Source organism: Actinoplanes lobatus, assembly GCF_014205215.1.
Lineage (GTDB): Bacteria > Actinomycetota > Actinomycetes > Mycobacteriales > Micromonosporaceae > Actinoplanes > Actinoplanes lobatus.
The window spans coordinates 4,723,660-4,749,869 of the sequence record NZ_JACHNC010000001.1 but is presented as its reverse complement, the minus strand read 5'-3'; the positions used below and the strand labels follow the sequence as shown (position 1 = coordinate 4,749,869).

Sequence of the window (26,210 nt, the reverse complement as noted above, 5' to 3'; positions counted from 1 at the left end):
GCGCCACGACGATCTCATCCGCACGGGGGGATGTCGTGGCGCCGCCCCCCGACCAGGCTCTCGTCATGGCACGAGATGCGGAGCAGACGGTCGGCCGGCCCAATCGGCTGGCCGTGCTGCTGTCGATGGCGATGTTCGTCCTGGTGGTGGACACCTCACTGATGAACGTCTCGATCTCGGCGGTGGTGCGCGATCTGGACACCACGGCGAGCCGGGTGCAGTCGGCCATCGCCCTGGAGGCGCTGGTGTCGGCCGCGTTCATCCTGATCGGCGGCAAGGTCGGCGACCTGATCGGACGCAAGCGGGCGTACGTGCTGGGCCTGCTCGGCTACGCGGTCGGCGCGGTGGCGATGACCGTCTCGCAGAGCCTGGCCCCGATCGTGGTCTGCTGGGCGCTGATCGGCGGCATCGGCGCGTCCCTGCTGCTACCGGCCATGCAGTCGCTCATCCACGGCAACTTCGAGGGCAAGGCACAGACCAAGGTGTACGCCATGGTCGGTGCCGCGGCCGCGATCGCCGCCGCGGTGGGGCCGCTGATCGGCGGTTTCATCACCACGTTCCTGTCCTGGCGGGTCGGGTTCGCGCTGGAGGCCGTGATCATCGCGGTGGTGCTGTCCGGCATCGGCCTGATCCGCAACGTCGAGTACACCGGGCCACGGCACATCGACCTGGTCGGCGCGGTGCTGTCGGTCGTCGGCATGGGTGGTGTGGTGCTCGGCATCCTGGTCTGGCAGGAGGGCGGCGACCGGGTCCTCGCGCTGATCGGCCTCGGTGTGCTGGCGCTGGCGGGTCTCGCCTACTGGCTGGTGCGGCGCAAGCGGGCGGACCGGCCCGCGCTGCTGGACCCGGCCCTGTTCGGCTCCCACCTGTTCCGGGCCGGGATCACCGGGCAGCTGCTCCAGCAGATCACGCTGGGCGGCGTCATGATCGCGCTGCCGATCTACCTCCAGATGGTTCTCGAGTACAACGCGCTGGAGGCCGGCCTGTCGCTGGCGCCGCTGTCGCTGACCATGTTCGGGGTCGCGCTGCTGGCCGGCCGCCGGGCCGGGAAGCGCCGCCCGGCGGTCATCATCCGGACCGGCTTCCTGCTGCTCAGCCTCGGTACGGCGGCGCTCATCCCGCTGGTGCCGCGAGCCGGCTTCGGCTGGCAGCTGCTGATCCCGCTGGCGGTCGCCGGCGCCGGGCTCGGCCTGCTGGTGTCGCAGCTCAACAACTACACACTGTCGCCCATCGAGGAGGAGCGGGTCAGCGAGGCGGCCGCGGTCAACTCGGCGGGCGGGTCGTTCGGCCTGTCGTTCGGGCTCGCCTTCGCCGGCGCGATCATGCTGGCCACGCTCAGCCTGTCGTTCACCACGCTGGCCGACCGCAGCACGGTGCTCGATCCGGGCGAGAAGCAGGAGGTCGCGCACGCCCTGGAGCACAACGCCGAGGTGATGACGAACGAGCACCTGGACACCCTGCTGGCGAGCAAGCCGCCAGAGGTGCACGACGAGATCATCCGGATCAACACCGAGGCCCGGCCGATCGCGCTCCAGGCGGCGCTGATCATCCCGCTGCTGGCCGCGCTGCTCGGGCTGCTCAACTCCTTCCGGATGACCCGCCTGCCCGACCCGCGGCCGACCAGCGACGACAGCAACCTGCTCGGCTGACGCCGGAGGTGGTCGCAGGGGTGCCTGGGCGCCACGCCCGCCTGCGGTTGGCGCATGATCATGTGCGATTCGTCACCCGCCCAACACAATGAGCTGCCATCATGCCCGCATGCGTTCAACGGTGGCGGCAGTGCACGAGCTCGTGACCAGGCTGGAGCCGGTCGACAACCTGGAGGGTGAACATCGCGGGCACGTGCTCGGGTGGCTGCGCCGCACCGACGACGTCTACCGGCGGGTGAAGCCGGCCGAGCCGGTGAAACACCTGGTGTCCTACGTGGTGCCGGTCGATCCGGCGGACGGCAGCGTCCTGCTCGTGGAGCACCGCAACGCCGGGCTGTGGCTGCCGCCCGGCGGGCATGTCGAGGTGGACGAGGAGCCGTACGACACGGCGGTCCGCGAACTCGAGGAGGAGCTCGAGGTGGTGGCGAAACCGTGGGCCGAGCCGCTCTTCCTGACCGTCACCGAGACGGTCGGCCTGGACTCCGGCCACATCGACGTGAGCCTGTGGTATGTCGCCGAGCTGCACCGCGGCCATGAGCTGCGCCCGGACGCCGGCGAGTTCCACCAGGCCCGATGGTGGACCCCGGTGGAGATCGCCGCGGCCGACCCGGCCCACTTCGACCCGCATCTGGGCCGCTTCCTGAGCAAACTGCCTACCTCAGTACGCGGTAGGTGAGATGGGTGACGCCGGTCCCCTCGATCACGTCGGGATCGGCGAGCCGGATCGGCCCCACCTCCTGCTCGCGGAAGAAGCTGACACCCGTGCCGAGCAGCACCGGCACCAGCGACACGACGAGCTCGTCGAGCAGGCCGGCGTCCAGGTACTGCTGGGTGAGCGCCGGGGTGGAGACCGAGACGGTCCGTTCCCCGGCCGTGTCCTGTGCGGCTTCCAGGGCGGTGATGGCGTCGGTGTAGAAGCTGGTCTCGGAGTCCGTCCGGGGCCAGCCGCCGGGCACCGTGTGGCTGACCACGAAGACCGGGCAGCCGGCCGGGTGCCGCCCGCCCCAGCCGTCGGTGCGGTCGAAGAGCCGCCGCCCGCAGATCAGCGCGCCGGCGCCGGTCAGGGCGGGGCGCAGGAAGCCGGCGCTCGCCTGGGAGACGTGGAAGATCCAGCGTGGGTCGGCGCTCGGCACCTCGACGTCGCCGTTCTGGTACCAGCCGAACAGCTCACCGACGCCGTCGTTCTCATCCGCGACGAACCCGTCCAGAGACATGGACAGGGCAGCGACGACCTTGCCCATGGCAGGCCTCCTTCTGCGCATCCCTTATCGCAGGTTTCTCCCCCGCCGGTGGTTCACGCAAGCCGTTCACGCGGCGATTCACTAACGAACGCGGAGACGGAGGGAGTCGAACCCCCACGAGGCGTCAAACCTCCAACCGCTTTCGAGGCGGCGGCCGGCACCCATCGGCTGGCGTCTCCATCGAACAGTCGGGTCGGCGGGATTCGAACCCGCGACATCTCGCTCCCAAAGCGAGCGCGCTGACCAAGCTGCGCCACGACCCGGTGGTACTTCCGCGGAGGGCGAGAGATTCGAACTCTCGACAGGGGTTGTCACCCCTGTTACGGATTAGCAATCCGCCGCCTTGGGCCGCTCGGCCAGCCCTCCATGGTGGACCAGTCACGGTCCCCTGCGTACCCGGAGAGGGATTCGAACCCCCATCCTCCGCGCTCTGAACGCGGCGCCTCTGCCAGTTGGGCTACCCGGGCCTGGTGCCGCACGTGCCCCGGCGCGATTCGAACGCGCACCGGCCACGAGGGCGGGTGTGTCCCCGGAGAGATTCGAACTCCCGACACCCGGATCCGTAATCCGGTGCTCTCTCCGCTGAGCTACGGGGACCGGTCATCCGCTGTGGAATTGTCGAGGGAAATGAAAAGGCCGCCCGGTTCCGATGATCGGAAGGGCGGCGCGAAGATCGCTAGCAGGCTGCTAGCCGCGCCACCGCCCCAGCGGTCGGCTCAGGAGGAGCATCTGCTCGGCGGACATCGCTTCCCCTCCTCTTCCTGATCTGACTCGCTCGGTCGGCGCTGAAACCAAGGTAGGCAATGGCGCGGGGACCCGTCCAACGAATTAATCGAGGAAACTGGACGGTATGGGTTACCGGATCCTGGCCGAGGTCACGATGGTCGTGCACTTCCTGTTCATCGCGTTCGTGGTGTTCGGCGGTTTCCTGGCGTGGCGGTGGCCGAAGGTGGTCTGGTTGCACCTGCTGGCGGCCCTGTGGGGCCTGTGCATCGTGCTGTTCGGGCTGAACTGCCCGCTCACCTACGTGGAGGACCGGGCCCGGGAGCGGGCCGGCGAGGCGGGGCTGAGCCGCGGGTTCATCGACACGTACCTGACCGGGGTGATCTATCCGGAGCGCTACCTCGATGAGGTGCGGTTGCTGATCGCGGCCGTGGTGATCTTCTCCTACGCGGTCGCCGTGCGGCGCCGGCGGGTCAGACGGGGATGATCGTCTCGACGGTCCGGCGGATCTGATCCGGGGTGGGGGCGGCGCCGGTGCGGTCGGCGAAGAGCAGGTGAGCGGTCCCGATCAGCACGGCGCCGAGGGTCGCGGTGTCGGCGCCGGCCGCGACCCGGCCGCGGGCCCGCTCGTCCTCCAGGTAGTCGCCGATCATCACGGCCGCGTCGGTGAGCACCGGGACGCCGGCCGGCCAGGTCTCGCGAAGCCGGGCGCGCAGCCCGTCGCGGAAGGTGACCAGCGCGACGATGGCGACCGCGACCGATCCGAAGAGCGACGTCAGGGCGGCGGCCACGTTGCCGGTGACGGTCCCGGTGCCGACGGCCTCGCGCAACCGCAGGGTCTCGGTGTCCATGCGGTTGGCGCGATCCAGCACGTACTCCGCCAGGAAGGCGTCGAAGTCGGCGAAGTGGCGGTGCAGCACGCCCTTGGCACAGCCGGCCCCGAGGGTGACGGCACGGCTGGTCAGCGCCTCGGGGCCGGATCGCAGCAGGATCCGGTCGGCGGCGTCGAAGAGTTGTTCCCGCACGTCGCGCAGGGCCACACCGGTCGGCACCAGGCAAACCTAGTCGAGTGGGCAAGCGCCCATTAAAGTGGGCGCATGCCCACTAAAAAGGAGATCGCCGAGTCGTTCGGGCTGGACGCCGACCGGTACGACCGCGCCCGTCCCCGCTATCCGAAGGCCATGATCGAGAGGATCGCCGAGTCCGGCCGCGACCTGCTCGACGTCGGCATCGGCACCGGGATCGCGGCCCGCCAGTTCCGCGACGCGGGCTGCCACGTGCTAGGCGTCGAGCCCGACCCCCGGATGGCCGGGGCGGCACGCCGGCACGGCTTCGGAGTCGAGGAGGCCCGTTTCGAGGACTGGGAGCCCGGCGGCCGTACCTTCGACGTGGTCGCCGCCGCCCAGGCCTGGCACTGGGTGGACCCGGCCGCCGGCGCGGTGAAGGCCGCCGGGATCCTGCGCCCCGGCGGCCGGATCGCGCTGTTCTGGAACACCTGGCAGCCCGGCCCCGAGCTGGCCGCCGCGTTCGGCGACGTCTACCGGAGGGTCGCCCCGAGCCTGCCGTTCAACCCGTGGGCGATGGCCGACCCGTACGCGACCGTGGGCGACAGGACCGCCGACGGCCTGACCGGGAACCGGACCTTCACCGAGCCCGAGCAGTGGCGGTACGAATGGGGGCACGAATACACCCGCGCCGACTGGCTCGACCTGGTGCCCACCGCCGGCGGCCACCAGCTGCTGCCACCGGCCGAGCTGGCGGCCCTGCTCGACGGGCTGCGCGAGGCGACCCCGGAACGGTTCACCATGCCGTACACGACGGTGGTGGTCACGGCAACGGCAGCGTAGGCCCGGAGCTGCCGGCCGGGTACTCGCGCAGCGGCACCTTCCCGGCCCGCCACGCCTCGGCGACCGGCTCGACGATGCGCCAGCACCGCTCGGCGGTGTCGGCCCGCACCGACAGGGTCGGGTCGTCCTCGAAGACGCCGCGCAGCACCTCCCCGTACGGTGGAAGGTCGCCCTCGCCGAACTCGGCCGCCAGGGTGACCGGATCGAGCAGGAACGGGTCGCCCGGCCCGTTGATGTTGATGTCGACGGCCAGCCGGTCCGGCCCGAACCCGATGCGCAGCCGGTCCGGCTGGTCGCATCCGCGCAGCCCGTCCGGCACCCGGGGCGGCTTCTTGAAGGTGATCACCGCTTCCTTGCGCCGGCTCCCGAGCGCCTTGCCCGAACGCAGCCGGAACGGCACCCCGGCCCACCGCCAGGTGTCCACCGCGACGATCAGCTCGGCGAGGGTCTCGGTGCCGCGGTCCGGGTCGACGCCGGGCTCGTCGGCATAGGACGGGAACTCGCGCCCGCCCAGCTCACCGGCTGTGTAGCGGGCGCGCAGGCTGCACTCGGCCGGATCGTCGCTCCACGGCCGGGTGGCGCGCAGCACGTCGGACTTGCGGTCCCGGAACTCGGCCGCTTCCAGGGTGAACGGCGCCTCCATGGTGAGCAGGCCGAGGATCTGGAGCAGGTGACTCTGGATCATGTCGGCCAGCGCGCCGGCGTGGTCGTAGTAGCCGGCCCGGTTCTCCAGGGCCAGGTCCTCGTCGAGGACGATCTCCACCGACTCCACGTGGGTGTTGTCGAGCAGCGGTTCGAAGATCCGGTTGGCGAACCGCAGGCCCAGGATGCTGAGCACCGTGGACTTGCCGAGGAAGTGGTCGACCCGGTGCACCCGCTCCTCCGGGACCAGCCGGGTGAGCAGGGCGTTCAGCTCGGCGGCCGCGGCGCTGCCGGTGCCGAACGGCTTCTCCAGCACGAGCCGGGTGCCCTCCGGCAGATCCACGTCGAGCAGCGCCCGGCAGGCCTTGGCGGTCACCGCGGGCGGCAGCGCGAAGAAGATCGCCACCGAGCCGCGGGCCTCCCCGAGCAGTCGCCGCAGGTCGTCGGCGTGCGTGACGTCGGTCCGCAGATAGCGGGTGCGATCGGCGGTCTCCGCGACCACCGGACCGTCGCCGAACGAGTCGTGGACCCGGGCGCGCCACCGCGCGTCGTCCCAGTCGTCGACGGCGGCGCCGATCAGGGTGAGGCCGGGCACCTGCCCGGCGGTGAGCAGCGCGCCGAGCCCGGGCAGCAGCAGCCGGCCGGTCAGGTCACCGGTCGCGCCCAGGATGATCAGGGTCTGATCCGTCATGGGCGGTGGATACCCCCGGACACCGGCCGGTACTCGGCCGTGCGCTCGTGTCATCCCCCGGCCGCGGGTCGTTTCCTGAAGGTGATCACCACAACCGCCCCGATCGAGCGCGACCGTACCCACTATCTGTACCTGGCGGTCATCGTGGCCGTCCTGCTCGGCGTCGCCGTCGGCCTGCTCGCCCCGGAGACGGCGGTCGGGCTGAAGCCGATCGGCACCGGGTTCGTCGACCTGATCCGGATGATGATCGCGCCGGTCATCCTCTGCACGATCGTCCTCGGGGTCGGTTCGATCCGGCAGGCGGCCCGGGTCGGCAGGGTCGGCGGCCTGGCCCTCGCCTACTTCCTCACCATGTCGACGGTGGCGCTGGCGATCGGCCTGGTGGTCGGCAACCTGATCCACCCGGGCTCCGGGATGAGCCTGGACGAGACGGTCGCCGCGGCCGGGCAGAAGGCGGTCGGTGCGGACAGCGCCGAGAGCACCGCCGACTTCCTGCTCGGGATCATCCCGGACAGCCTGCTCTCCCCGCTGGCCACCGGCAACGTGCTCCAGACCCTGTTGGTGGCGCTGCTGGCCGGGTTCGCCCTCCAGTCGCTGGGTGAGCGGTCCGAGCCGGTGCTGCGCGCCGTCGGGCTGTTCCAGCGGCTGGTCTTCCGGATCCTGGCGATGCTGATGTGGCTGGCCCCGTTCGGCGCGTTCGGCGCGATCGCGGCGGTGGTCGGCGCCACCGGTGTGGACGCGCTGATCAGCCTGGCGCAGATCATGCTGGGCTTCTACGTCACGTGCGCGATCTTCGTCTTCGGGGTGCTCGGCTCGGTCCTCTGGCTGGTCGCCCGGATCAACATCTTCCGCCTGCTGCGCTACCTGGGCCGGGAGTTCCTGCTGATCGTGTCGACGTCGTCGTCGGAGTCGGCGCTGCCGCGGCTGATCGCCAAGATGGAGCACGTGGGGGTGAGCCGGCCGGTGGTGGGCATCGCGGTGCCGGCCGGATATTCCTTCAATCTGGACGGTACGGCCATCTACCTGACGATGGCGTCGCTGTTCGTGGCGCAGGCGATGGGTGACCCGCTGTCGGTGCCCGAGCAGGTCTCGTTGCTCGTCTTCATGATCATCGCGTCGAAGGGCGCGGCCGGGGTGACCGGGGCGGGCCTGGCCACGCTGGCCGGCGGTCTCCAGAGCCACCGTCCCGACCTGGTCGACGGGGTCGGCCTGATCGTCGGCATCGACCGGTTCATGTCCGAGGCGCGGGCGCTGACCAACTTCGCCGGCAACGCGGTCGCCACCGTGCTGATCGGCGTCTGGACCAGGGAGTTCGACCGCGACCGCGCGCATGCGGTCCTCTCCGGCAACGACCCGTTCGACGAGGAGGGGATGCTGGACGGTGAGCGCACCGCCGTCCGGGTGACAGCGTGACAGTGCCGCGTGCCAGGGCCGTGTCAGCGGCGTGTGCGGGCCGTGCCAGCGGGGACCGGCAACCTTCTCGGCATGACCGAAGATCTGGTGGTGCGCGCCGAGGGGCTGCGCAAGCGATTCGGGAGCACGCAGGCGCTCGACGGGGTCGACCTGTCGATGCGCCGCGGCACCGTGCTGGGAGTGCTCGGGCCCAACGGCGCCGGCAAGACGACCGCGGTACGGGTGCTCGCCACCCTGCTCCGCCCGGACGAGGGCAGCGCCTTCGTGGCCGGGATCGACGTGCTCAAGAATCCGCGGCAGGTGCGCCGCAAAATCGGCCTGACCGGCCAGTACGCCTCCGTCGACGAGGACCTCACGGGCGTACAGAATCTGGTGTTGATCGGGCGTCTCCTCGATCTGAGCGGGAGGGACGCGCGGCGCCGGGCCGACGAACTGCTGGAGTGGTTCGATCTCAGCGAGGCCGCGCGCCGGCCGGCGAAGACCTACTCGGGCGGTATGCGCCGTCGCCTGGACCTGGCGGCGAGCCTGGTCGGGCAGCCTGAGGTGATCTTCCTGGACGAGCCGACGACCGGCCTCGACCCGGCCAAGCGCGAGGACATGTGGGGTGTGGTCCGCAACCAGGTCGCCAGCGGCGCGAGTGTGCTGCTCACCACCCAGTACCTGGAGGAGGCGGACGCGCTCGCCGACGAGATCGTGGTGGTGAACCACGGCAAGGTGATCGCCCACGACACCCCGGACGGCCTGAAGCGCAAGGTCGGCGGCCAGACGCTGCGGGTACGCCCGGCCGACCCGGCCCGGCTGCCGGACGTGCTGCGGCTGCTCGACCTGGTGGCCGCACCGGGCACCGCGGCGAGTATCGACGAGGCCGCCGGTTCCCGTCCCGGCGCGGCGTCCGTGCCGGTGAGCAGTGACGAGGCACTGGACAAGCTGATCCCGGCGCTGCGTGCCGATCGCGTCGAGGTGACCGAGCTGGCGCTGCATCTGCCCAGCCTGGACGAGGTGTTCCACGCTCTGACCGGGCGTGTCCGGACGGAGGAACTGGTATGACCGCGATCGCCATGCACAGCGCGGCCCTGGCCAAGCGCAGCCTGATCAAGACGATGCGGACACCGGAGGCGCTGATCGACGTCACGATCCAGCCGGTGATCTTCCTGCTGCTGTTCACCTATCTGTTCGGTGGCGCCATCGCGGACGGCGACCGGCACGCGTACCTCCAGTTCCTGTTACCCGGCATGCTGGCGCAGTCGCTGGCCATGGGCGGGGTGGCGCTCGGCCAGAACCTGAACGCGGACATCGAGAAGGGCGTCTTCGACCGGTTCCGGTCGCTGCCGATCTCCCGGGCCGCGCCGCTGATCGGTGCGGTGTCCGCCGACGTGGTCCGCTACCTGTCGGTGTGTGTGAGCCTGCTGCTCTTCGGCACCATCATGGGGTTCCGGGTGGAGACCGGCTTCCTGCCGGCGCTCGGCGCGGTGGCGCTGTCGATCGGCTTCGGGCTCTGCTTCTGCTGGATCTCGGTGTGGGTCGGCATGATGGTCCGGACCTCGGGCGCGGTGCAGGGCATCATGTTCCTGCTGGTGCTGCCGCTGACGTTCGGTTCCAACGTGTTCGTGGCGACCGACACGCTGCCCGGCTGGTTGCAGGCGTTCGTGTCGGTCAACCCGATCACGCCGCTGGTCGAGGCGATCCGGGGGCTGCTCGTCGGCGGGCCGGTCGCCGGGCCGCTGGCCACCACACTGCTGTGGATGGGCGGGCTGTTGGTGGTGTTCGTGCCGCTGGCGCTGCGCGCCTACAACCGCCGGGCCTGAGGAGAAGGGCCGAGTGAACGCCGCGCGGGGTCGACCAGACTCCGCGCGGCTTCCGCGTCCAGGGTCCAGCCGATGGCGTACGCCTCCCCGAACCCGTCGTCCCCCAGCGCCGCCCGGGCCTCCGTGGCCACCTTCGCCACGTTGAGCTCGGTGTGGTCGTGGGCGCCCCGCAGCCGGGCCGACGCGCCCAGCAGCACCGCCGCGTCCCGGTGCCGTCCGCGCAGCCCGGCCAGCCCGGCGGCGGCGACCGCCACCAGCGCGAGGATCGGCATGTCCCGGGTCTCCAGGGCGGCCGGGTACGCGACCAGCAGCGCCTTCTCCGCCGTACCCGGGTCCCCACGGTGCAGCGCCACCCACGCCCGGATCGCGCCGACGATGGCGGTGCCGTGGTCGCCGCCCATCATCGGCATCTCGTCGGCGTCCACCCCCAGCGCGTCGGCGGCCCGGTTGATCAGCTCCTCACCGCGGTCCAGCTCGCCCTGCCAGACCAGCATCCCGGCCTCCAGCGCGTCGACCAGCAGCTGGATCTCCCGCGACCCGGACCGGTCGGCCCGGTCCCGGGCCGACACCAGGGCGGTCGTCGCCTCGTCCGGGTCGCCGCGGCGCATGTGCAGGTCGGCCCAGCGCAGGTCGATGAAGATCTCGTCGTTGACGTCCAGTGAACCGAACTCGGCCGCGAACGCCCGGGCCGCCCGCAGATCGGTGAGCGCCCCGTCCAGATCGCCGTCGTACTGCCGGATCAGGGCGCGCAGCGGCAGCACCGACGCCTGCCCCCACCGATCGCCGATCGCCCGGAACGCGTCGAGGGCCGCGCCGGCGTTCTCCGACATCCCGCGCATGTCGCCGTCGTTCTCGGCGATCTGGGCCCGGTACATGTGGGCCAGCGCCGCCTTCCACCGGTCCGGCCCGGCGAGCAGCTGCTCGATCCGGTGGTCCGCGAGTTCCTTCTCGCCGGCGAAGTAGAGCGTGATGGTCGCGATGACCCCGGCCGGGCCGGGCAGCTCCGGATGCCCGGCGATCCGCTGGGCGAGAGCCCGCAGACGCTCCTGACGGCGCGCGGCGGTCTCCCCGACCAGCGACGGCTCAGGGCCACCCCGGTTGAGGGCCAGCACCGCCTCCGCGCAGTCGGCCAGCACCGGGACGGTGTCGCCGGGCACGGCGAGCGCCTCGGCCAGCCAGTACGCGGCGTCGGCGTGCCGGCCCAGCATGTGCCAGTACCAGCACAGGTCCAGCGCGAGCCCGAGCGCCGCCGGGGCGTCCCCGATGTCACAGAGGTGGCGCAGGGCGGCGAGGGCGTTGTCGTACTCGGCGCGCAGCACCCGGATCGCGGCCATCTGCCCGGCGGTCCGCAGCAGCGGGTCGTGGTGGGCGACCAGCCCGGCCAGGTGCGCGGCCGCCCGGGCCCGGACCTCGCCGAGGACACCCTGCTCGGCGAGACGTTCCAGGCCGTACTCGCGGATCGTCTCCAGCATCCGGTAGCGGCCGCCCGGCGCCAGCTGGAGCAGCGACCGGTCGACCAGGGAGGCCAGCAGATCGGCGGTGGCGGCGCCGGACCCGCTGACCGCGGCGGCCGAGGCCACCGTGACCCCGCCGGGCAGCACCGCGACGTGCTCGGCCATGGCACGTTCGGCGTCGTCGAGCAGATCCCAGCTCCAGGCGATCACCGCGCGTAGCGTGCGGTGCCGCGGCTGGGCGGTACGGCTACCGGTGGTGAGCAGCCGGAACCGGTCGGAGAGCCCGTCCGCCAGCTCGGCCAGCCCGAGAGTACGCAGCCGGGCCGCGGCCAGTTCGAGGGCGAGCGGCAGCCCGTCCAGCCCGCGCACGATCCGGACGATGTCACCCACCGTGCCGTCGCCGACCGTGAACCCGGGCCGCACCGCACCGGCCCGCTCCGCGAACAGCCGCACCGCCGGGGCCCCGGCCGCCTCCACCGCGCGGGCGCCCGGCTCGGGCAGGCCGAGCGGCCCCAACGGCACCAGCGACTCGCCGTCCACCGCGAGCGGCTCCCGGCTGGTCGCCAGCACCCGCAGCCGCGGGCTGCACACCAGCAGCCGCGACAGCAGATGCGCGACCGCGTCGACCAGGTGCTCACAGTTGTCGACGAGCAGCAGGATCTCCCGCCCGCTGAGCCGCTCGGCGAGCACGTCCAGGTCGTCGCGGTCGTCCGGGCGGACCCGGTTGGCGGTCTCGAACAGCGCCGAGCCGCGCAGCCCCGCCGCCGCCACCACGGCCGCGCCGACCTTCGCCGGCTCGGTCACCGACGCCAGATCCACCAGCCAGGTCCCGTCCCGGTAGTGGTCGCCGTACCGCCGGGCCGCCTCCAGCGCCAGCCGGGTCTTGCCCGCGCCACCCGGCCCGAGCACGGTGACCAGCCGCCCGCGCGTCAGCAGCGCATCGATCCGGGCCAGGTCGTCCTCCCGCCCGATGAAGCTGGTCAGCGGCGCGGGCAGATTGCCACTCGCCGCATTCGCCGCACTCGCCCTCGATGGTGGCCCGGCCTCACCCCGCGGATCACTCGCCCTTCGCGGTGGTCCGGCTTCACTTCGCGGGGGTACGACCGGAGCACCGCGCAACAACCGCAGATGCCGCTCCCGCAGCGCCGCCCCCGGATCGGCCCCGAGCTGGTCGGCGAGCCGTTCCCGGATCCTCTCGTAGACGGCGAGCGCCTCACCCTGCCGCCCCTGACCGGCGAGCGCGTCGATGAGCAGCCCGGCCAGCCGTTCGTTGAGCGGATGCTCGGCCAGCAGCCCGGTCAGCCGGTCCGCGGCCCGGTCCAGCTCACCCAGCGCCACCTCGGCCTCGGCCAGGTCGGCGCCCGCCTCGACGATCACCCGCCCGAGCCGGACGGCCTGGGCCGGCGCCACCTCGCCCAACTCCGCCGCGACCGGCCCGCGCACCAGCGCGACCGCCTCCCGCAGCAGGTCGGCCGCCGTCTGCGGCTGGTCCCCGCGCAGCCGCTCCCGCCCGTCCGCCACCAGCCGCTCGAACCGGGCGGCATCCACGTCCTCGGGCTCGACCGCCAGCCGGTAGCCGCCCTCGGCCTGGGTGACGGTGTCCCCGCCGCCGAGCAGCCGCCGCAGCCGGGAGATCAGCGATTGCAGGGCGTTGGCCGGATCCCCGGGCTGCTCCTCGGGCCACACCGCACCGGCGAGCGCCCCGGCCGGAACCGGGCGCCCACCGGCCACCGCGAGCCGCACGAGCAGCCCCCGCAGCCGGGCGCCGGGCACCGTCACATCGACGTCCCCCCGGCACACCCGAAGCTCCCCGAGCAGCCCGACCCGAAGCCGGTCCCCGTTCCCACTCACGCCCCGATCCTCCCCCGGCTACGCCACCACCCCAAAATTCAGCGGATCAGCCGGTAGTTAGGGATCGACGGCTGCCGTTCGGCGGGTGCCTGCCGGATGTCCTGAACGACGGCCCCGTCCGGGATGATCGTGCGGGAGACACCGATTCCGTGCAGGCAGTGGTCGCACCAGAAATGCGCATAGCCGACGTCGGACTCCGAATTCCCGGTGAACACCAGCCGCAGACGGTTGCTCCCGCAGTGTGGACAGGGGGTCTCGAACGGCTCGTGAACGGTGTCATAGGCGAGGCTGTAGGCATCGAGCCATCGGTCGTACGTCGTCATCGTCATCGCTTCCGCGGTTCCGGCCGAATCGGCTGATTGTCCCACCAGAGATCTTCGTACGCGTACGCCCGGTCCTCGAAGGCGTCGAACTCGGCCCGGTCCCGGGGATACGGCTTGCCGGACGCGAGCTCGTCATGGTGGAACTTCTCGTGCATCAGCGTGCGGGCCAGGTCCTCCTCGCTGCGGAACCCGGAGACGTACAGCACGATCGAACCGTCCGGACGGGTCTCGCCGCAGTTGCCCCGGAATTTCGTGTCGGCCAGCGAGATCCGCAGACCCGAGAGGTCGATGCCGTACTTCTCCGCGATCGACCGAACCGTGGCCATCCGGTAGAGCTGTACCGCTCCGGCGCCCTTCTTCTTGACCCGTTGGAGGGCGCCGGCCTCGTCCTCGGCCTTCCGGATCCGGGCCAGGAGGTCTTTGAGGTCCTCGACGTGCCGTTCGATGCGCCGGACCGCGGCGGCCAGGTCGTCCAGGCTGCGCAGCAGGCTCCGCACCCAGCGGGCGATCTTCGCCGTCCAGGAGGCCACCAGCGTGCCGACCTGCTCCACAACGAGCGGCGTCGCCGCCCCGAACGTGACGGCCTCCTCTGCGGCGTAGACCACGAGCCGCGAGACCAGCGTCGCGATCGCGTCGCGGACGAGTTCCCGGACCGCTGCGACGAGAAGCCCCGCCACCTCGGTGACCACGGCCATCGTCTCCGCCGCGACGGCCAGCGCGCCGATGGCCGCGCACTGCTGCCCGGACCGTTCGCGGTACGCGTCTCCGGCCGCGCCGTTCCACTCGGACACGTCGAACCGGACCGCCCGGTCGATCTCCTCGGCCTGCCGGGACAGCCCCGCGGAAACGTTGCGCCAGGTCTGAGCGTGGGCCCGGATCTGCCCGGGGTCGCCGGCGAGTTGGTCCAGCGTCTCGCAGAGCGGCTCCACGTGCTCGATCATCCAGGCGACGCCGTACTGCGACAGCACCCCGAGAGGGTCACTGACCAGGGCGAGAGCGTCCAGGGATGCCCCCGCGACACCGAGAGAGCCGTCGATCCAGTCGCCGCGTTCCACCCCCTGACGGAGGAGCCGGATGTCCTCGGCGATCCAGACACCCGCCCAGGGATCCTTCGGTACGTCGACCGGCGGTGCCACATAGGCGTTCCCCATCAGCGCCCGCCGGCGTCGCGGACCACGGTGGCGGCCGCCTCATCGCTCAGCTCGTAGGCTTCCGCCACGGCGCGTACGGCGCCGACGGTGTCGCGTACCGACGTGACCGCTACGCCGATCGCCTGGATCAGGGGTTCCCGGAATTCGTTCAGCAGCTCCGGGACGATCGCACAGATCCGCCCATAGGATTCCGGGCCGGGCTGTGTGGTTGTGGCCGCCCGCCCGATCTCGTCAAGTTCGTCGGCTATGTCACGCAGGTGCGCGGAGTGCCGGAGCAGCTCGTCCGGAGTGACCGATAACGACGGTCCAGGGCGATCTCCCATGGGAACGCACTATATGCGCTCCTGTCGATGACCCTGTTCCCGTCAGTTCTCGTCGGCGTAGGACTCGACCTTGGCGGTGTCGCCGGCGACGATCAGGACGGCGTTGTCCGGGATGACGGTTTCGGGGCGGGCGTACACGAAATCCTCGCCGGGCCGTTTGGTGCCGACCACCGTGACCCCCCACCTGGTGCGCAGGCCGAGGTCGGCGAGGGTGCGCCCGGCGGCGCCGCGCGGGGCGCGGACCTTGGCGATGGCGAAGCCGTCGTCGAACTCGATGTAGTCGAGCATGCGGCCGGTGATCAGGTGGCCGACCCGTTCGCCCATGTCCGCCTCGGGGAAGACGACGTGGTCGGCGCCGACCGAGGAGAGGATCTTGCCGTGTTTCACGCTGGCCGCCTTGGCCCAGATCTCCGGCACGCCGATCTCGGCGAGGGTGAGCACGGTGAGGATGCTGGTCTCCAGGTTGGTGCCGATGCCGACGACGGCCCGCCCGAACTCGTGTACGCCGAGCTGGCGCAGCGCGTCCTCGTCGGTGGCGTCGGCCTCGGCGACCTGGGTGAGCCGGTCCGCCCAGTCCTGGACGATGCGCGGGTCGCTGTCGATGCCGAGCACCTCGTAGCCCAGTTCCCGCAGCGTTTCCGCGACCGAGCCGCCGAACCGGCCGAGGCCGATCACCGCGACGTGGCCGCCCTTGGGCAGTTTCGCGTCAGCCAACGAGGGGTCTCTCCTCCGGGTAGCGGTAGAGCCGGCGGCGGGTGTTGAGGGCGATCGCGGTGCCGACCGCGATGGTGCCGACCCGGCCACAGAACATCAGGATGACCAGGAGGATCTGGCCGGAGGGCGGCAGGCCGGCGGTGATGCCGGTGCTGAGCCCGACCGTCGCGAACGCCGACGTGACCTCGAACAGCACGCGGTCGAACGGGATGTCGTCGGTGAGCGCGTCCAGCACGACCGTACCGGTGGCGACCAGCGCGACACCCATCAGGGCCACGGTGACGGCCTGCCGCTGGCTCTCCTCGGCGATGCGCCGTTTGCGGATGACCACGTCCGGCTCGCCGCGGATCTCCGCCCAGATCACGTACGCCAGCAGCAGGAACGTTGTGATCTTGATGCCGCCGGCGGTGCTCGCGCTGCCGCCGCCGATGAACATCAGGCCGTTGGTGACCGCGATCGTCTCGCTGTTCAGACTGCCCAGGTCGACGCTGTTGAACCCGCCGGACCGGGTCATCACGTCCTGGGTGAACGCGGCCAGCATCTTGCCCGATGTGCTCAACGGCCCGAGCGTGCCCGGATTGCGCCATTCGAAGGTCAGGAAGACCACGAACCCGACGATCGTGAAGATCAGGCTTCCGATCACCGTCAGCCAGGTGTGGGTCGACCAAACTCCGGGGGTACGCCACTCGCGCGCGAGTTCGAACAGGACCGGAAAGCCGATCGAACCCGCCAGGACGCCGAGCGCCAGAGTGATGCAGATCCACGGATCGGTCACGAACCCGACGAGACTGTCGGAGTAGAGGGCGAACCCGGCGTTGTTGAACGCCTGCACGGCATGGAACACGGCTTCCCACAGCGCACGGCCGAACGTGTAGTCGTACCCGAGCCAGAAACGCAGGGTGAGCACGACGGTGATGGCGCCCTCCGCGATGAGCATGACCATCGCCACCCGGCGCAGCAGACCGGCCAGGTTGGTGCCGGTGAGGCCGGCGCTCTCGGCCTGTGCGAGCAGGCGGCTGCGCAGCCCGAGCCGGCGCGACACCAGCAGGCTGAGCAGGGTGGCCAGGGTCATGATCCCGAAGCCTCCGACCTGCGACAGCACGGTCAGCAGCACGAGACCGAACGGGGACCAGTAGGTCGGGGTGTCGACGACCGACAGGCCGGTGACGCAGACCGCGGAGGCCGCGGTGAACAGTGCGGTGACGAATGGCGTGTGCCCGGGCCCGGAGTGCGCGGCCGGCAGCATCATCAGGCCGGTTCCGGCGATGATCAGGGCCAGGAACGCGAACGGCACGACACGGGCCGGGTGCCGCCAGGTTGATCGCACCAATGGTTCATATCACCCGACATGCCCCCGTGCTGGACGAGGGTTGCCCGCCCCCTCTTGATCGACTGGTCTCACTCCCCCGGGGCAGCCCGGGTTGTGGCCACGACGATACGATGCCAGGGCAACCCGCTCCGGCTCACATGAGCCCTGGGCCGGGAGTGCGACGGTTGACACGTTGCGGTGGGTAACCGGAATTCACAAACGCCGGTTATCCTCCTCCGCCGGGGAGGGCAACATGAAACTCGTACGGGGGATATTGGCCGGCAGTCTGCTGGCCGCGTTCGGAGCGGGCCTGGCAGCCTGCGGTCCGATCGGCGTCCCGGGGACACAGCTGGTCGAGCCCGAAGGCGGCGGACTGTCCGGTTTGAACGGACACGTCCAGTTGAACACTCTGCCGGGCGTTGCGCAGGGCGAGACCCGGGTCCGGTTCAGCCGTGAGCCACTGCCGGACGACCGGCCACTTCCGCCCGGCATCGTCCCGGTCGGCGACATGATCGACGTCACATTCGAGAGCGGCGACCTGACCAGGGCGCGGATCACCCTCGACTACGGCGACCTGCCCGCCGGGGTGCGGCCGGAGATGCTCAACGTCTTCGCCTGGTCGACCGAGCTGGGCGGCTGGCTCCCGCTGACCGCCACCGCCACCGATGCGGTCGAGCGCGCGGTCAGCGGCGACACGGTGCTGTTCGACGGTTTCGTGCTGGGCACCTGGCAGGTCACCTCGGACCCCACCGGCGACACCATCCGGACCGGCTCGGGCGCGGCGCTGCCGGTCAAGCCCGGCACCGTCGCGACCTTCTGGGGGTACGCGCGAGCCGGCGCCACCGCGTCGCTGGAGCAGACCCTCGAACACCTGACCGGAGCCCCGCAGGCATTCTCCTGTGAACCCAAGGCGACGAACGTCACGGTCCGTAACGTGTCGGTCCCGGCCGGCCGGGTCGACGCCTGTGTGGTCTCCGGCACCGGATCGCAGCAGATCAGGGTCCGCAACCGGTTCCCCTTCCCGATGGTGCTGGACCTGCCGGACGACGGCTCGGTCCGCCCGGCGCCGACGTCCGAGGCGGATTCCCTCGGCGGGGTGCGGGACACGATCCTGACGTACCTGGACGGCTCGGTCGCGGTGGGCGGCGGCCAGGTCGTCACCCTGGAGCTGACGCCCGGCCGCAAGGACCCGGTGACCCTGTCCGGGCGGCTGGACTGGTCGGTGATCGCCCTCGACTCCGGTCTGCGCCACCTGGACCTGCTGCTGCCCAACAGCCGGGCGCTGCGGGACAGCACCGCCGAGGCGCTGCTCCAGGCGCACCAGGAGTTCGGCGCGGCGGCCCGCGACGCGCTGGCCGAGGGGCAGGAGGGCGACCCGGCGGTCCGCTCGCTGCTCCAGGCGACCGGACTGTCCGGCGCCGGGCGCAGCGTCGCCGACGTGTTCCGGTTCAGCGCCTGCGTGCTGGAGCGCAGCCGCACCGTCGCCGGGTCGGACCAGGACGTGCTCGCCGCCCTGAAGACGGCCGGGCCGGCGATCACGCTGGTCACCGGCGACTGCCTGCGGGAGATCTACGACCGGTACCAACCGGCCGGCGCCCGCTCCTACATCGCCATCCTGGACACGCTGAAGGCGACCACGTCGATGGTCCGCAAGGCGGTGCCGAAGACGGACCGGAGGCCCGGCACCGGACTCGTCACCATCACGATCGACCCGAACTGAGACACCCCTTTCCGTTTCGCCCCGGACCTGCCCATACGGGCCGGGCCGGGGCGATTCGCATAGTTGTTGCAGAAATCCTGCAAACGGATATCTCTTCACATCCATCCAGGCCTATGTTTTTCTAGGGCCGGGAGCGCTCCCCTCATCCCCCGAGATCCGTCGATCGGGCGCCGACCGACGGATCGGTGAAATCTGAGAAGGAGCACCACAATGCATCGCCGAATTCATCGGTTCATACAGGGCGCCGTCCCCCTCGCCCTCGTCGGCGCGGTCCTGGCCGCACCCCAGCCGGCCTCGGCCGCGATCACCGACCTGGTCGGGTGGGGCACCCAGAACGGCGGCACCACCGGCGGCGGCAGCGCCGCCACCACCACCGTGACCAGCGCGTCCGCCCTCACCACGGCGGTCGGGTCGACGTCCGCCGCGGTCATCCGGGTCTCCGGGACCATCTCCTGTTCCGGCATGCTGCGGGTCCGGTCCAACAAGACGATCATCGGAAACTCCGGGGCCGCGATCGTCGGTTGCGGACTCAACATCAACGGCGACCGGAACGTGATCATTCGCAATCTGACGTTCCGGAACTGGAACGACGACGCGATCAACGTGCAGGAATCAGCCACCAACATCTGGGTGGACCACAATACTTTCAGCAATGGATACGACGGCGCCGTGGACATCAAACGCGGTTCCGATTTCATCACCGTCTCGTGGAACCGGGTGTTCTCCCACGACAAATCCATGCTGCTCGGGCACAGCGACAGCAACGCGAGCCAGGACGTCGGCCATCTGCGGGTGACCTACCACCACAACTGGTTCGACGCGTCGACCCAGCGGCATCCGCGGGTGCGTTTCGGCAACCCGGTGCACGTCTACAACAACTACTACAACAGCAATTCCGGGTACGGCGTAGCCTCCACCGAAGGCGCCGGCGTCCTGGTCGAGGCCAACTCGTTCGAAAACGTCGACGACCCCTTCCACCTGGGCGAAGGCTCCTCCGACGCCGGAACCCTGGTGGCCCGCAACAACCTGCTCGTCAACTCGGGCAGCGGCCAGACCGGCGGCTCGGTCGCGTCGATCCCCTACTCGTACACGCCCGACGCCCCCGCCAACGTGAAGTCCATCGTCACCGCCAACGCGGGCGCCGGCCGCATCAGCGTCTGACACTCCACACGCGACACCCGCGCCGCCACAGCCCGTGGCGGCGCGGGCCTACGCTGCGCCCACAGGGGGTACGGATGGCGGACGCCGAACTGATCGACCGGCTGATCGAGGAGGCGGCACACGCCTCGGACTGGCGCAGCGGCTCCGTCCGCCGAGGGCACCTTCCCCTGTTCAACTACTGGGGTCCCGTCATTTGCCTGACCTCGGCCGGCGATGTCGTCAGAAACGACGAAGAGGACGGCCCGTTGCGGCCGGCCGATCCAGCCGAACGCGCCTTCGCGCTCGCCCGGGCCGCCGAGCTCTATCCGGAACTCGTTCACCTGAGACCTCCGAGGCCACCGGTCGCGACCACCTGCGGCCGGTGCCACGGGCAGGGCCGGTTGGCGCTTTCGCAGGGATCGGTCGTGCCGTGGTCGAACCGATCCGGACCCCGAGGGTTCGTGTACTGCCCCGACTGCGACAGCCTCGGATGGACGGTCACCGGCCCGGTGTGACCTCAGGCCAGGGCAGGTTCTCCCACAGCTCCGGATGACGGGTGAGGTGCAACAGCCGCTCGGCGAGCCGCCGGTCGGCCGGAGTGTTCACCGCACCGCCCCACAGCGGGGTGCAGCTCAGGCCGTCAGCGGCGGCCACGACCAGGGTGAGGACACTCTCGGGCAGGCCGTCCGCGGCAAGCGCGGCGTCGATGCGCTCGGCGTCGGCGCGGGCCACCTCGGCGACCGCGGGCAACGTCATCAACTGGGTGATCAGGGCCAGCGACGCGCGCACCTCGTCGTCGGCCTCCGGAATCAGAACGGCCCGGATGTAGGCGCGGGTGAGCCGCCCGGGAGCCGTGTCGGCCGGATCCAGCTCGCCATCCATGGCAGCCTGAAAGCTGGCCAGCTCGGTGCGGACCAGCTCCATGATCAGCTCGTCCTTGCTGGCGAAGTGGTAGATCAGGCCGCCTTTCGAGACCCCGGCATAGCGGGCGATCTCGTCGAGGGAGGCGTGGATGCCGCGCGCCCCGATCGCCGCGGCCGCCGCCTTCAGCAGCGCCCGTCGGGTCTCCTCCGGTGACCGGCCCGCGGTTCGTCCCACGATCGCCACCGTACCCATCCGTCATCCTGCCGCGGCGGCTGGCCCACACCGCGACACACAGCCGCCGCGAATCAGCGGGAACCTCCGCCGGCGTGCGTCAGCCACGCGAACTGGGCGCGGACGGATCGGCAGGCGAGCCGGGAGCGGAGGGATCGGGCACACGAGCTAGGCGCGGACGGATCAGGTGCGTGGGGCCGGCGCGGACGGATCAGGTGCGTGGGATGGGTGCGGACGGATCAGGTGCGTGGGATGGGTGCGACGGGATCAGGCGCCAGGCCAGGACGGCGGCGGCCAGGGTGGACACCGCGGCCACCACCGAGGTGACCTGCATGCCGCCGATGAAGGCCTCCCGGGCGCCGTCGGCCACCGGGGAATCCGGGCCGAGCACGCGCAGCGCTGAGCCCAGCGAGTCGCGGACCTCCGCGGCATCGGAGGCGGACAGGCCGGCGGGGATCTCCACACGGGACCGGTAGACCAGCGAGGCGAGCGATCCCAGGACCGCGATGCCCAGGACGACGCCGAGTTCGATGGCGGCCTCGCTGATCGCGGACACCGATCCGGCCTTGCGCGGCGGCGCGGCCGAGACGATCGCGTCGCCGGTCAGCGTCATCGCCAGGCCGATGCCCAGGCCGATCGCGACAAGAGCGAGACCCAACCAGAGGTACGGTCCCCGGGCCGCCGCCGCGACCAGGGCAAGTCCGGCAGCGGCCAGCGTCAGGCCGAGTGCGATGGCCCGGCCCTGTCCGAGCCGTGCCGCGGAGACGCCGACGACACCGACCACGACGATCGACGCGATGGTCGCCGGCAGCTCGGCGAGACCGGCCTCCATCGGACTGTGCCCCTTGGCGAGCTGAAGGTACTGGGAGAAGAAGAACAGCAGCCCGGTCAACGCGAAGATCGCGATCATGTTGGCGGCGACCGCACCGGAGAAGGCCGGGTTGCGGAACAGGTCGACGTCGAGCATCGGCTGTTCGAGGCGCCGCTGCCGCCGGACGAACAGGACACCCGCGGTGACTCCGGCCAGCACGCAGCCCACGGTGACGGTGTCCGGGCCGTGCCCGGCAACGTGCTTGATCGCGTATACGAGGGGGACGATCGCGGCCATCGACAGCACCGCCGAGAGCACGTCGAAGCGGCCAGGCCCCGGGTCGCGGGACTCCGGCAACAGCAGCCACCCGGCGACCAGGATCAGAATCATCACCGGCACGTTGATCAGGAACACCGAGCCCCACCAGAGGTGCTCCAGCAGGAGCCCGCCGACCAGCGGGCCGATCGCCGAGCCGGCGCCGAACGCGGTGGACCAGATCGCGATGGCCCGGGCCCGCTCGGTGTCGTCCGGGAAGATGTTGCGGATCAGCGACAGCGTCGCCGGCATCAGCGTCGCCCCGGCCACGCCGAGCAGCAGCCGAGCCGCGATCAACTGTTCCGCGCTGGAGGCGAACGCGGCCAGCAGCGACACGAGGCCGAACCCGGCCGAGCCGAGCAGCAGCACCCGCTTGCGGCCGAACCGGTCGGCCAGGTTGCCCATCAGCACGAGCAGTCCGGCGAGTGCCAGCGAGTAGACGTCGCCGATCCAGAGAACCTGCTCGGCGGTGGGCGAGAGGTCGGCGGTGAGCGCGGGCACCGCGAGGGCCAGGACGGTGTTGTCGATCGACAGCAGCAGCACGGCGGCCGCCAGAACGGCCAGAGCCGCCCACCGCCGCCGCGCGCCCACCGCGTTCGTGGAGATGAGCATCCCGAAACTGTACCGACTAGTCGGTACAGTTTCACAGTCTCGATTCGGTCATATGTCTGCGGAGATGCCGTCAGCCGGTGGCGTCCCGGTAGCCGGCGAAGCGGGCACGGGCCGCCTCCAGGCGGGCCGCGAAGTCCGGGTCCGTGGCGATCCGCTGCTCCACGTCCGGTTCACGCAAGCGCCGTCCCATGGCGAAGAGCAGGCTGGCCAACTGCCAGGAGGCGGCGACCGGCAGCACGGCGAGCAGGCGCAGGCAGGTGTCCGGGGAAAGATCCTGGAGCGCCAGCCGCGCCGCCAGTTCAGCAGCGACCCTGTCGTAACGCTCGGACGGTTGCCCGCGGCCGGCGCAGAGGGCACTCAGCGCAAGGGCCGCGCCCTCGCCGGGGAGCCGCCATCCAGCGGTGAAGGCGTGCTCGATCAGCCGCAAGACCTCGGCGGACGGTAGCCGGCCGGCATCGACGGCTAGAGACCGGAGAAACAGATCGGTCGTCAGGCTCCCGAGGTCGCGCAACAGCTGTTCCACCCGGTCGATCGCTCTCAAGGCACGGTCGTAGGAGGACAGCAGCTCCTTCACCGGAACCAGTGCGCCGGAACTCATCGAAAGGCTCATCAGGGTGTGCGCCACCGATTCGGCGTCGCCCGGGCCGTGCTCGACGAGGATCACCAGCGCCTGGAGAGGAAGATGTCCCAGCGCCGCCTCCGCCGCGTGCCGGATCGCGTCGTCGGAGAAAGAGCTGCTCAGGTCCATCGACCGGAACGCCGTGGCCAATGGGAAGTAGTCGGTGCTCGACATGACCTCCGGGAAGTTCCAACTGCGCCCGAAGCTGAACGCCCAGCGTGGATCCACCCCGGTCCACCCGATCCCCCGCTCGTTGCGCAGCACCAGGTCACGGCGGCCGTCGGCGGCCCACTCCCGATTCACCTGCAAGAGCTCCAGCGCGTCGAGGAACATGCCGCCGGGCACGGCCGCCCGCCACTGGAGCGCCATGTCGCGGAGCCAGCCGGCCGGGTCCCGGGCGTGCCGGTAGAGATCGGTGGCCCGGACCGGTTGCCCGCAGGCCAGGGTGAGCAGCAGCAGGTTGAACGAGTACGTCGCCATCCAGTGGTCGGCCCGCTTGTCCACCGGCTGGTAGGCCCTCGGCGTCCACGCCGGGCGGATCACCGCCGTCCGCAGCCGGTCGATCAGCCACTCGCGCAGATCGTTTGGGCTCGACCGGGTCAGCAGGGCGGTGACGAACGGCAGGATCGTGGCGCGGGCGCTGAGCGGCGTGTAGCCGAGCAGGTTCTGGAGCAGTTCGTCGTCCTGGGACTGCTGACCCAGCCGGATCGAGCGAACCTTGGACAGGGCGGCCGCCTCCTGGACGGCGTGCACCACGAGCCTTGCCACCAGGTATTCGCCGAACGTCGCGTGCAGGAACTCGTACGTCTGCCGGGTTTGATCGTCTTGCAGGGCCTGCGCCCGCTGGATGAAGAAGAACCGGCCGACCATCTCCTGGCCCGCGGAGAGCCGGCTGCGGAAGTCGGCGGTCCGGCCGGAGGCCGAGCGCCGGAGGCCGAGCCCGGCCAGGTCGGCGTCGAGTTCCTCGGTGGTGACCCAGAGGCGGAGCCGGTGGAACATCGCGAACGCGACCACCGACAGCCGCAGCAGTTCCTCCTCGACGAGCCCCGGCAGTTCGTCGTCCGGGCGGCCGTCGTGGACCCGGCGCACCTCACGGGCGGCGAAGTCGTGCAGCAGCTGCTCGTAGAGCCGGCCGGTGTCGAAGTCGGTGGCGGACTGGAGGGCGTTGCCGGTCGCGTCGTAGATGGCCAGCATGAGCAGCAGCAACGGTTGGGTGGCCAGGTCCGGGAAACGCAGCACGACATCACGGGCGAGCGGACGGAGGCCGGTCCGGGTCCAGTAGGCGGCGTTGGCGTCGTTCCAGGTGGTGAGCCAGCGCTCCACCTGGGACTCGTCGAAGGGCTCCAGGCGGGCGGCGAGGCTCCCGGCGGGCAGGCGGGCCCGGTCGGCGACCGCGACCCGGCTGGTCACCACGACCGCGGCCGGACGGCCGAGCCGGGCCTCACGCTGCTGGAACGCGGCCACCCGGGTCAGATAGTCGGACTGGTGCAGGCCGGTGGCCTGCAACAGCTCGTCGAAGCCGTCGAGCAGGACGACCGGCATGGCGGCGTCGGCGTCGCGGGCCAGGTCCGCCCAGGCGACGGTCTCGCCGATGGCGCCGCGCAGCGCCTGTTCGATCTGGTCCTGGATCTCGGCTTCGGCGCGGACCTCGCGCAGCGTGACCCGGACGACCAGGTAGTCGGCGGCCGGCAGCCGGGCGGCCAGCACCTTGGTCAGTGTGGACTTCCCGGCGCCGGGCTGGCCGAGCAGCAGCATCGGGGCCTCGGCGGCCTGCGGGGTGGTCAGGTAGGTGGCCAGGAAGGTGCCGAAGTCGTCGCGGACCGGCGCGTCCGCCCACCAGTCCTCGTCGGCGGCGCGGGCGCCCGGGCCGGCGGCCTTCACCCGGAAGCGCGGGTCGAGGTAGGCGATCCCGAGGCTGGGCTTGGTCACCTCGCCGGTGTCGCCGCCGAGGACCGGGTCGTCGAGCACGGCCCGGTAGGTGAGCGCGAGGTCGGCGCGGTGCCGGGCCGGCGCCCGGTCGCTGGTGGCCTCGAGCAGGGCCGCCTCCAGGTGTTCCAGCCCTCGGGAGACCGCACGGGACTCGAACCGGGCCAGCCAGATCGCGAACTCCGGCACCTCCTGGGACAGCTGCCGCACGGTCGTCTCGTAGCGTTCGACGGCGAGTTCGGGCAGGCGTCCGGTGAGGACGGCGTGGACGGCGGTGCGGGTGCGGGAGTCGGCGGCGGCCCAGACCGCGAAACCGCTCAGGTACTCGGCCATGTGCCGGCCCCGGTCGGTGAACCAGGTGCCGAGGTGTTCCAGCAGCACGTCGTACGGCAGGTCGGGGCTGGGCGAGGGAATGCCGGCGTCGAGCAGGCGGGACTGCCAGGAGCCCTCGGTCCGGGCCGCCGAGACGAGCAGGAGCTGGTCCTCCTTGGCGAACCCCGGGGAGTCGAGGCCGGTGGTGGACAGGCAGTCGTCGAGGGCGGTGAAGAACGAGGTGACGACCAGGACGGCGTGGGCGGCGTGCAGGCGCTCGGTGCGGTTGTAGCGCGTCTGTCCCCGTACGATATCGGTGATCCTGTCGGTGACCAGCTGGCCGAGCCGGACCGCCTCGGTCTTGGCGTCGAAGAGGCTGACGGCCACCTCGCTGCCGCCGGCCGTCGCGACGCTGAGCACGCCGCCCAGCACGTTGTCGGCGACCTTCATGAACGGCCCGGAGCCGCCGAGCAGTTTGACGGCGTCGAGATAGGACAACGACTGCGGCACGGCCCCATCATAGG

Annotated in this window: 22 protein-coding genes and 5 tRNA genes; 10 read left to right on the top strand and 17 right to left on the bottom strand. The window is 71.2% G+C overall.

The features are described from left to right. Positions 1-65: 65 nt before the first annotated feature. Together BJ964_RS21950 and BJ964_RS21945 are read left to right on the top strand one after the other, a co-directional pair. Complete coding sequence (locus BJ964_RS21950) at positions 66-1,649, top strand: MFS transporter (RefSeq protein ID WP_188122416.1); 1,584 nt, start codon at positions 66-68, stop codon at positions 1,647-1,649. 109 nt (positions 1,650-1,758) lie between these two features. Next, entirely contained in the window at positions 1,759-2,325 is a 567-nt protein-coding gene (locus BJ964_RS21945) for an NUDIX domain-containing protein (protein ID WP_188122415.1), read from the top strand. On the opposite strand, the gene BJ964_RS21940 is transcribed toward BJ964_RS21945, so the two are convergent. The 6 genes from BJ964_RS21940 to BJ964_RS21915 all read right to left on the bottom strand — a co-directional run bounded on the left by BJ964_RS21940 (position 2,303) and on the right by BJ964_RS21915 (position 3,487). Beyond that, positions 2,303-2,890: a dihydrofolate reductase family protein gene (locus tag BJ964_RS21940; protein ID WP_188122414.1), complete on the bottom strand. Its 588-nt coding sequence runs from the start codon at positions 2,888-2,890 to the stop codon at positions 2,303-2,305. The genes BJ964_RS21945 and BJ964_RS21940 overlap by 23 nt on opposite strands. 91 nt (positions 2,891-2,981) lie before the next feature. Further along, a tRNA-Ser gene (locus BJ964_RS21935) sits at positions 2,982-3,069 on the bottom strand. 9 nt (positions 3,070-3,078) lie between these two features. Next, positions 3,079-3,153, bottom strand: a tRNA-Pro gene (locus BJ964_RS21930). 12 nt (positions 3,154-3,165) lie between these two features. Next, positions 3,166-3,256, bottom strand: a tRNA-Ser gene (locus tag BJ964_RS21925). Positions 3,257-3,283: 27 nt separating this feature from the next. Further along, positions 3,284-3,357 (bottom strand) — tRNA-Leu (locus BJ964_RS21920). 57 nt (positions 3,358-3,414) lie between these two features. Then, positions 3,415-3,487: transfer RNA gene (locus tag BJ964_RS21915), tRNA-Arg, on the bottom strand. A 253-nt stretch (positions 3,488-3,740) separates the two neighbouring features. Here BJ964_RS21915 and BJ964_RS21910 point away from each other — a divergent pair. Then, positions 3,741-4,100: a DUF2784 domain-containing protein gene (locus tag BJ964_RS21910; RefSeq protein WP_188122413.1), complete on the top strand. Its 360-nt coding sequence runs from the start codon at positions 3,741-3,743 to the stop codon at positions 4,098-4,100. On the opposite strand, the gene BJ964_RS21905 is transcribed toward BJ964_RS21910, so the two are convergent. Further along, positions 4,087-4,665 (bottom strand): TetR/AcrR family transcriptional regulator, encoded by a 579-nt coding sequence (locus tag BJ964_RS21905; RefSeq protein ID WP_188122412.1) that lies wholly within the window; start codon positions 4,663-4,665, stop codon positions 4,087-4,089. The two genes, BJ964_RS21910 and BJ964_RS21905, sit on opposite strands and share 14 nt — an antisense overlap. A gap of 45 nt (positions 4,666-4,710) precedes the next feature. Between BJ964_RS21905 and BJ964_RS21900 the strand changes: the two genes are divergently transcribed. Continuing rightward, positions 4,711-5,460, top strand: a complete 750-nt coding sequence (locus BJ964_RS21900; protein WP_188122411.1) for a class I SAM-dependent methyltransferase — start codon at positions 4,711-4,713, stop codon at positions 5,458-5,460. Here BJ964_RS21900 and BJ964_RS21895 read toward each other — a convergent pair. Continuing rightward, complete coding sequence (locus BJ964_RS21895; RefSeq protein WP_188122410.1) at positions 5,441-6,793, bottom strand: glucose-6-phosphate dehydrogenase; 1,353 nt, start codon at positions 6,791-6,793, stop codon at positions 5,441-5,443. The genes BJ964_RS21900 and BJ964_RS21895 overlap by 20 nt on opposite strands. A gap of 81 nt (positions 6,794-6,874) precedes the next feature. Here BJ964_RS21895 and BJ964_RS21890 point away from each other — a divergent pair, with 81 nt between their 5' ends. The 3 genes from BJ964_RS21890 (at position 6,875) to BJ964_RS21880 (ending at position 10,011) form a co-directional block, all read left to right on the top strand. Next, on the top strand, positions 6,875-8,206 hold the full coding sequence (locus tag BJ964_RS21890) for a cation:dicarboxylate symporter family transporter (RefSeq protein ID WP_188122409.1): 1,332 nt from the start codon (positions 6,875-6,877) through the stop codon (positions 8,204-8,206). 72 nt (positions 8,207-8,278) lie between these two features. Beyond that, positions 8,279-9,253 carry an ATP-binding cassette domain-containing protein gene (locus BJ964_RS21885; protein WP_188122408.1) on the top strand — a complete coding sequence of 325 codons (975 nt, stop codon included), beginning with the start codon at positions 8,279-8,281 and terminating at the stop codon, positions 9,251-9,253. After that, a complete protein-coding gene (locus BJ964_RS21880; protein WP_188122407.1) occupies positions 9,250-10,011 on the top strand; it encodes an ABC transporter permease in 762 nt (253 codons plus the stop codon). The genes BJ964_RS21885 and BJ964_RS21880 overlap by 4 nt, the downstream gene beginning before the upstream one ends. On the opposite strand, the gene BJ964_RS21875 is transcribed toward BJ964_RS21880, so the two are convergent. From BJ964_RS21875 to BJ964_RS21850, 6 genes are read right to left on the bottom strand one after another with little or no spacing between them, the layout of a single operon-like run. Further along, on the bottom strand, positions 9,993-13,316 hold the full coding sequence (locus BJ964_RS21875; RefSeq protein WP_188122406.1) for an AfsR/SARP family transcriptional regulator: 3,324 nt from the start codon (positions 13,314-13,316) through the stop codon (positions 9,993-9,995). The two genes, BJ964_RS21880 and BJ964_RS21875, sit on opposite strands and share 19 nt — an antisense overlap. A 38-nt stretch (positions 13,317-13,354) precedes the next feature. Next, positions 13,355-13,639 (bottom strand): hypothetical protein, encoded by a 285-nt coding sequence (locus tag BJ964_RS21870; RefSeq protein WP_188122405.1) that lies wholly within the window; start codon positions 13,637-13,639, stop codon positions 13,355-13,357. Between the two features lie 2 nt (positions 13,640-13,641). After that, the gene (locus tag BJ964_RS21865; RefSeq protein WP_188122404.1) at positions 13,642-14,790 is read right to left on the bottom strand and encodes a WXG100 family type VII secretion target; all 1,149 of its coding nucleotides are present in this window, start codon (positions 14,788-14,790) and stop codon (positions 13,642-13,644) included. Continuing rightward, positions 14,790-15,113, bottom strand: coding sequence for a type VII secretion target (locus tag BJ964_RS21860; RefSeq protein ID WP_188122403.1), 324 nt, complete (start codon positions 15,111-15,113; stop codon positions 14,790-14,792). Before BJ964_RS21860 ends, BJ964_RS21865 begins: the two co-directional genes overlap by 1 nt. Before the next feature lie 42 nt (positions 15,114-15,155). Then, complete coding sequence (locus BJ964_RS21855; protein WP_188122402.1) at positions 15,156-15,827, bottom strand: potassium channel family protein; 672 nt, start codon at positions 15,825-15,827, stop codon at positions 15,156-15,158. Beyond that, positions 15,820-17,154, bottom strand: coding sequence for a TrkH family potassium uptake protein (locus tag BJ964_RS21850; RefSeq protein ID WP_188122401.1), 1,335 nt, complete (start codon positions 17,152-17,154; stop codon positions 15,820-15,822). The genes BJ964_RS21855 and BJ964_RS21850 overlap by 8 nt, the downstream gene beginning before the upstream one ends. A 235-nt stretch (positions 17,155-17,389) precedes the next feature. On the opposite strand from BJ964_RS21850, the gene BJ964_RS21845 reads away from it, so the two are divergent. The 3 genes from BJ964_RS21845 to BJ964_RS21835 all read left to right on the top strand — a co-directional run bounded on the left by BJ964_RS21845 (position 17,390) and on the right by BJ964_RS21835 (position 20,511). After that, the gene (locus tag BJ964_RS21845) at positions 17,390-18,856 is read left to right on the top strand and encodes a hypothetical protein (RefSeq protein WP_188122400.1); all 1,467 of its coding nucleotides are present in this window, start codon (positions 17,390-17,392) and stop codon (positions 18,854-18,856) included. Between the two features lie 210 nt (positions 18,857-19,066). Next, positions 19,067-20,017, top strand: a complete 951-nt coding sequence (locus BJ964_RS21840) for a pectate lyase family protein (RefSeq protein ID WP_188122399.1) — start codon at positions 19,067-19,069, stop codon at positions 20,015-20,017. A 74-nt stretch (positions 20,018-20,091) separates the two neighbouring features. Beyond that, positions 20,092-20,511, top strand: a complete 420-nt coding sequence (locus BJ964_RS21835) for a hypothetical protein (RefSeq protein ID WP_188122398.1) — start codon at positions 20,092-20,094, stop codon at positions 20,509-20,511. Here the strand turns inward: BJ964_RS21835 and BJ964_RS21830 are convergent. The 3 genes from BJ964_RS21830 to BJ964_RS21820 form a co-directional block, all read right to left on the bottom strand. Further along, complete coding sequence (locus BJ964_RS21830) at positions 20,495-21,094, bottom strand: TetR/AcrR family transcriptional regulator (protein WP_188122397.1); 600 nt, start codon at positions 21,092-21,094, stop codon at positions 20,495-20,497. The genes BJ964_RS21835 and BJ964_RS21830 overlap by 17 nt on opposite strands. Positions 21,095-21,302: 208 nt before the next feature. Continuing rightward, positions 21,303-22,829 (bottom strand): MFS transporter, encoded by a 1,527-nt coding sequence (locus BJ964_RS21825; protein ID WP_188122396.1) that lies wholly within the window; start codon positions 22,827-22,829, stop codon positions 21,303-21,305. A 70-nt stretch (positions 22,830-22,899) separates the two neighbouring features. Continuing rightward, complete coding sequence (locus BJ964_RS21820; protein WP_188122395.1) at positions 22,900-26,196, bottom strand: NACHT domain-containing protein; 3,297 nt, start codon at positions 26,194-26,196, stop codon at positions 22,900-22,902. Between the last annotated feature and the right edge of the window lie 14 nt (positions 26,197-26,210).

Bases quoted from the DNA above. Each gene is read 5' to 3' on its own strand.
- BJ964_RS21950 (WP_188122416.1), top strand. From the start codon at position 66: ATGGCACGAGATGCGGAGCAGACGGTCGGCCGGCCCAATCGGCTGGCC.
- BJ964_RS21945 (WP_188122415.1), top strand. From the start codon at position 1,759: ATGCGTTCAACGGTGGCGGCAGTGCACGAGCTCGTGACCAGGCTGGAG.
- BJ964_RS21940 (WP_188122414.1), bottom strand. From the start codon at position 2,890: ATGGGCAAGGTCGTCGCTGCCCTGTCCATGTCTCTGGACGGGTTCGTC.
- BJ964_RS21910 (WP_188122413.1), top strand. From the start codon at position 3,741: ATGGGTTACCGGATCCTGGCCGAGGTCACGATGGTCGTGCACTTCCTG.
- BJ964_RS21900 (WP_188122411.1), top strand. From the start codon at position 4,711: ATGCCCACTAAAAAGGAGATCGCCGAGTCGTTCGGGCTGGACGCCGAC.
- BJ964_RS21895 (WP_188122410.1), bottom strand. From the start codon at position 6,793: ATGACGGATCAGACCCTGATCATCCTGGGCGCGACCGGTGACCTGACC.
- BJ964_RS21885 (WP_188122408.1), top strand. From the start codon at position 8,279: ATGACCGAAGATCTGGTGGTGCGCGCCGAGGGGCTGCGCAAGCGATTC.
- BJ964_RS21880 (WP_188122407.1), top strand. From the start codon at position 9,250: ATGACCGCGATCGCCATGCACAGCGCGGCCCTGGCCAAGCGCAGCCTG.
- BJ964_RS21870 (WP_188122405.1), bottom strand. From the start codon at position 13,639: ATGACGACGTACGACCGATGGCTCGATGCCTACAGCCTCGCCTATGAC.
- BJ964_RS21865 (WP_188122404.1), bottom strand. From the start codon at position 14,790: ATGGGGAACGCCTATGTGGCACCGCCGGTCGACGTACCGAAGGATCCC.
- BJ964_RS21860 (WP_188122403.1), bottom strand. From the start codon at position 15,113: ATGGGAGATCGCCCTGGACCGTCGTTATCGGTCACTCCGGACGAGCTG.
- BJ964_RS21845 (WP_188122400.1), top strand. From the start codon at position 17,390: ATGAAACTCGTACGGGGGATATTGGCCGGCAGTCTGCTGGCCGCGTTC.
- BJ964_RS21840 (WP_188122399.1), top strand. From the start codon at position 19,067: ATGCATCGCCGAATTCATCGGTTCATACAGGGCGCCGTCCCCCTCGCC.
- BJ964_RS21835 (WP_188122398.1), top strand. From the start codon at position 20,092: ATGGCGGACGCCGAACTGATCGACCGGCTGATCGAGGAGGCGGCACAC.
- BJ964_RS21825 (WP_188122396.1), bottom strand. From the start codon at position 22,829: ATGCTCATCTCCACGAACGCGGTGGGCGCGCGGCGGCGGTGGGCGGCT.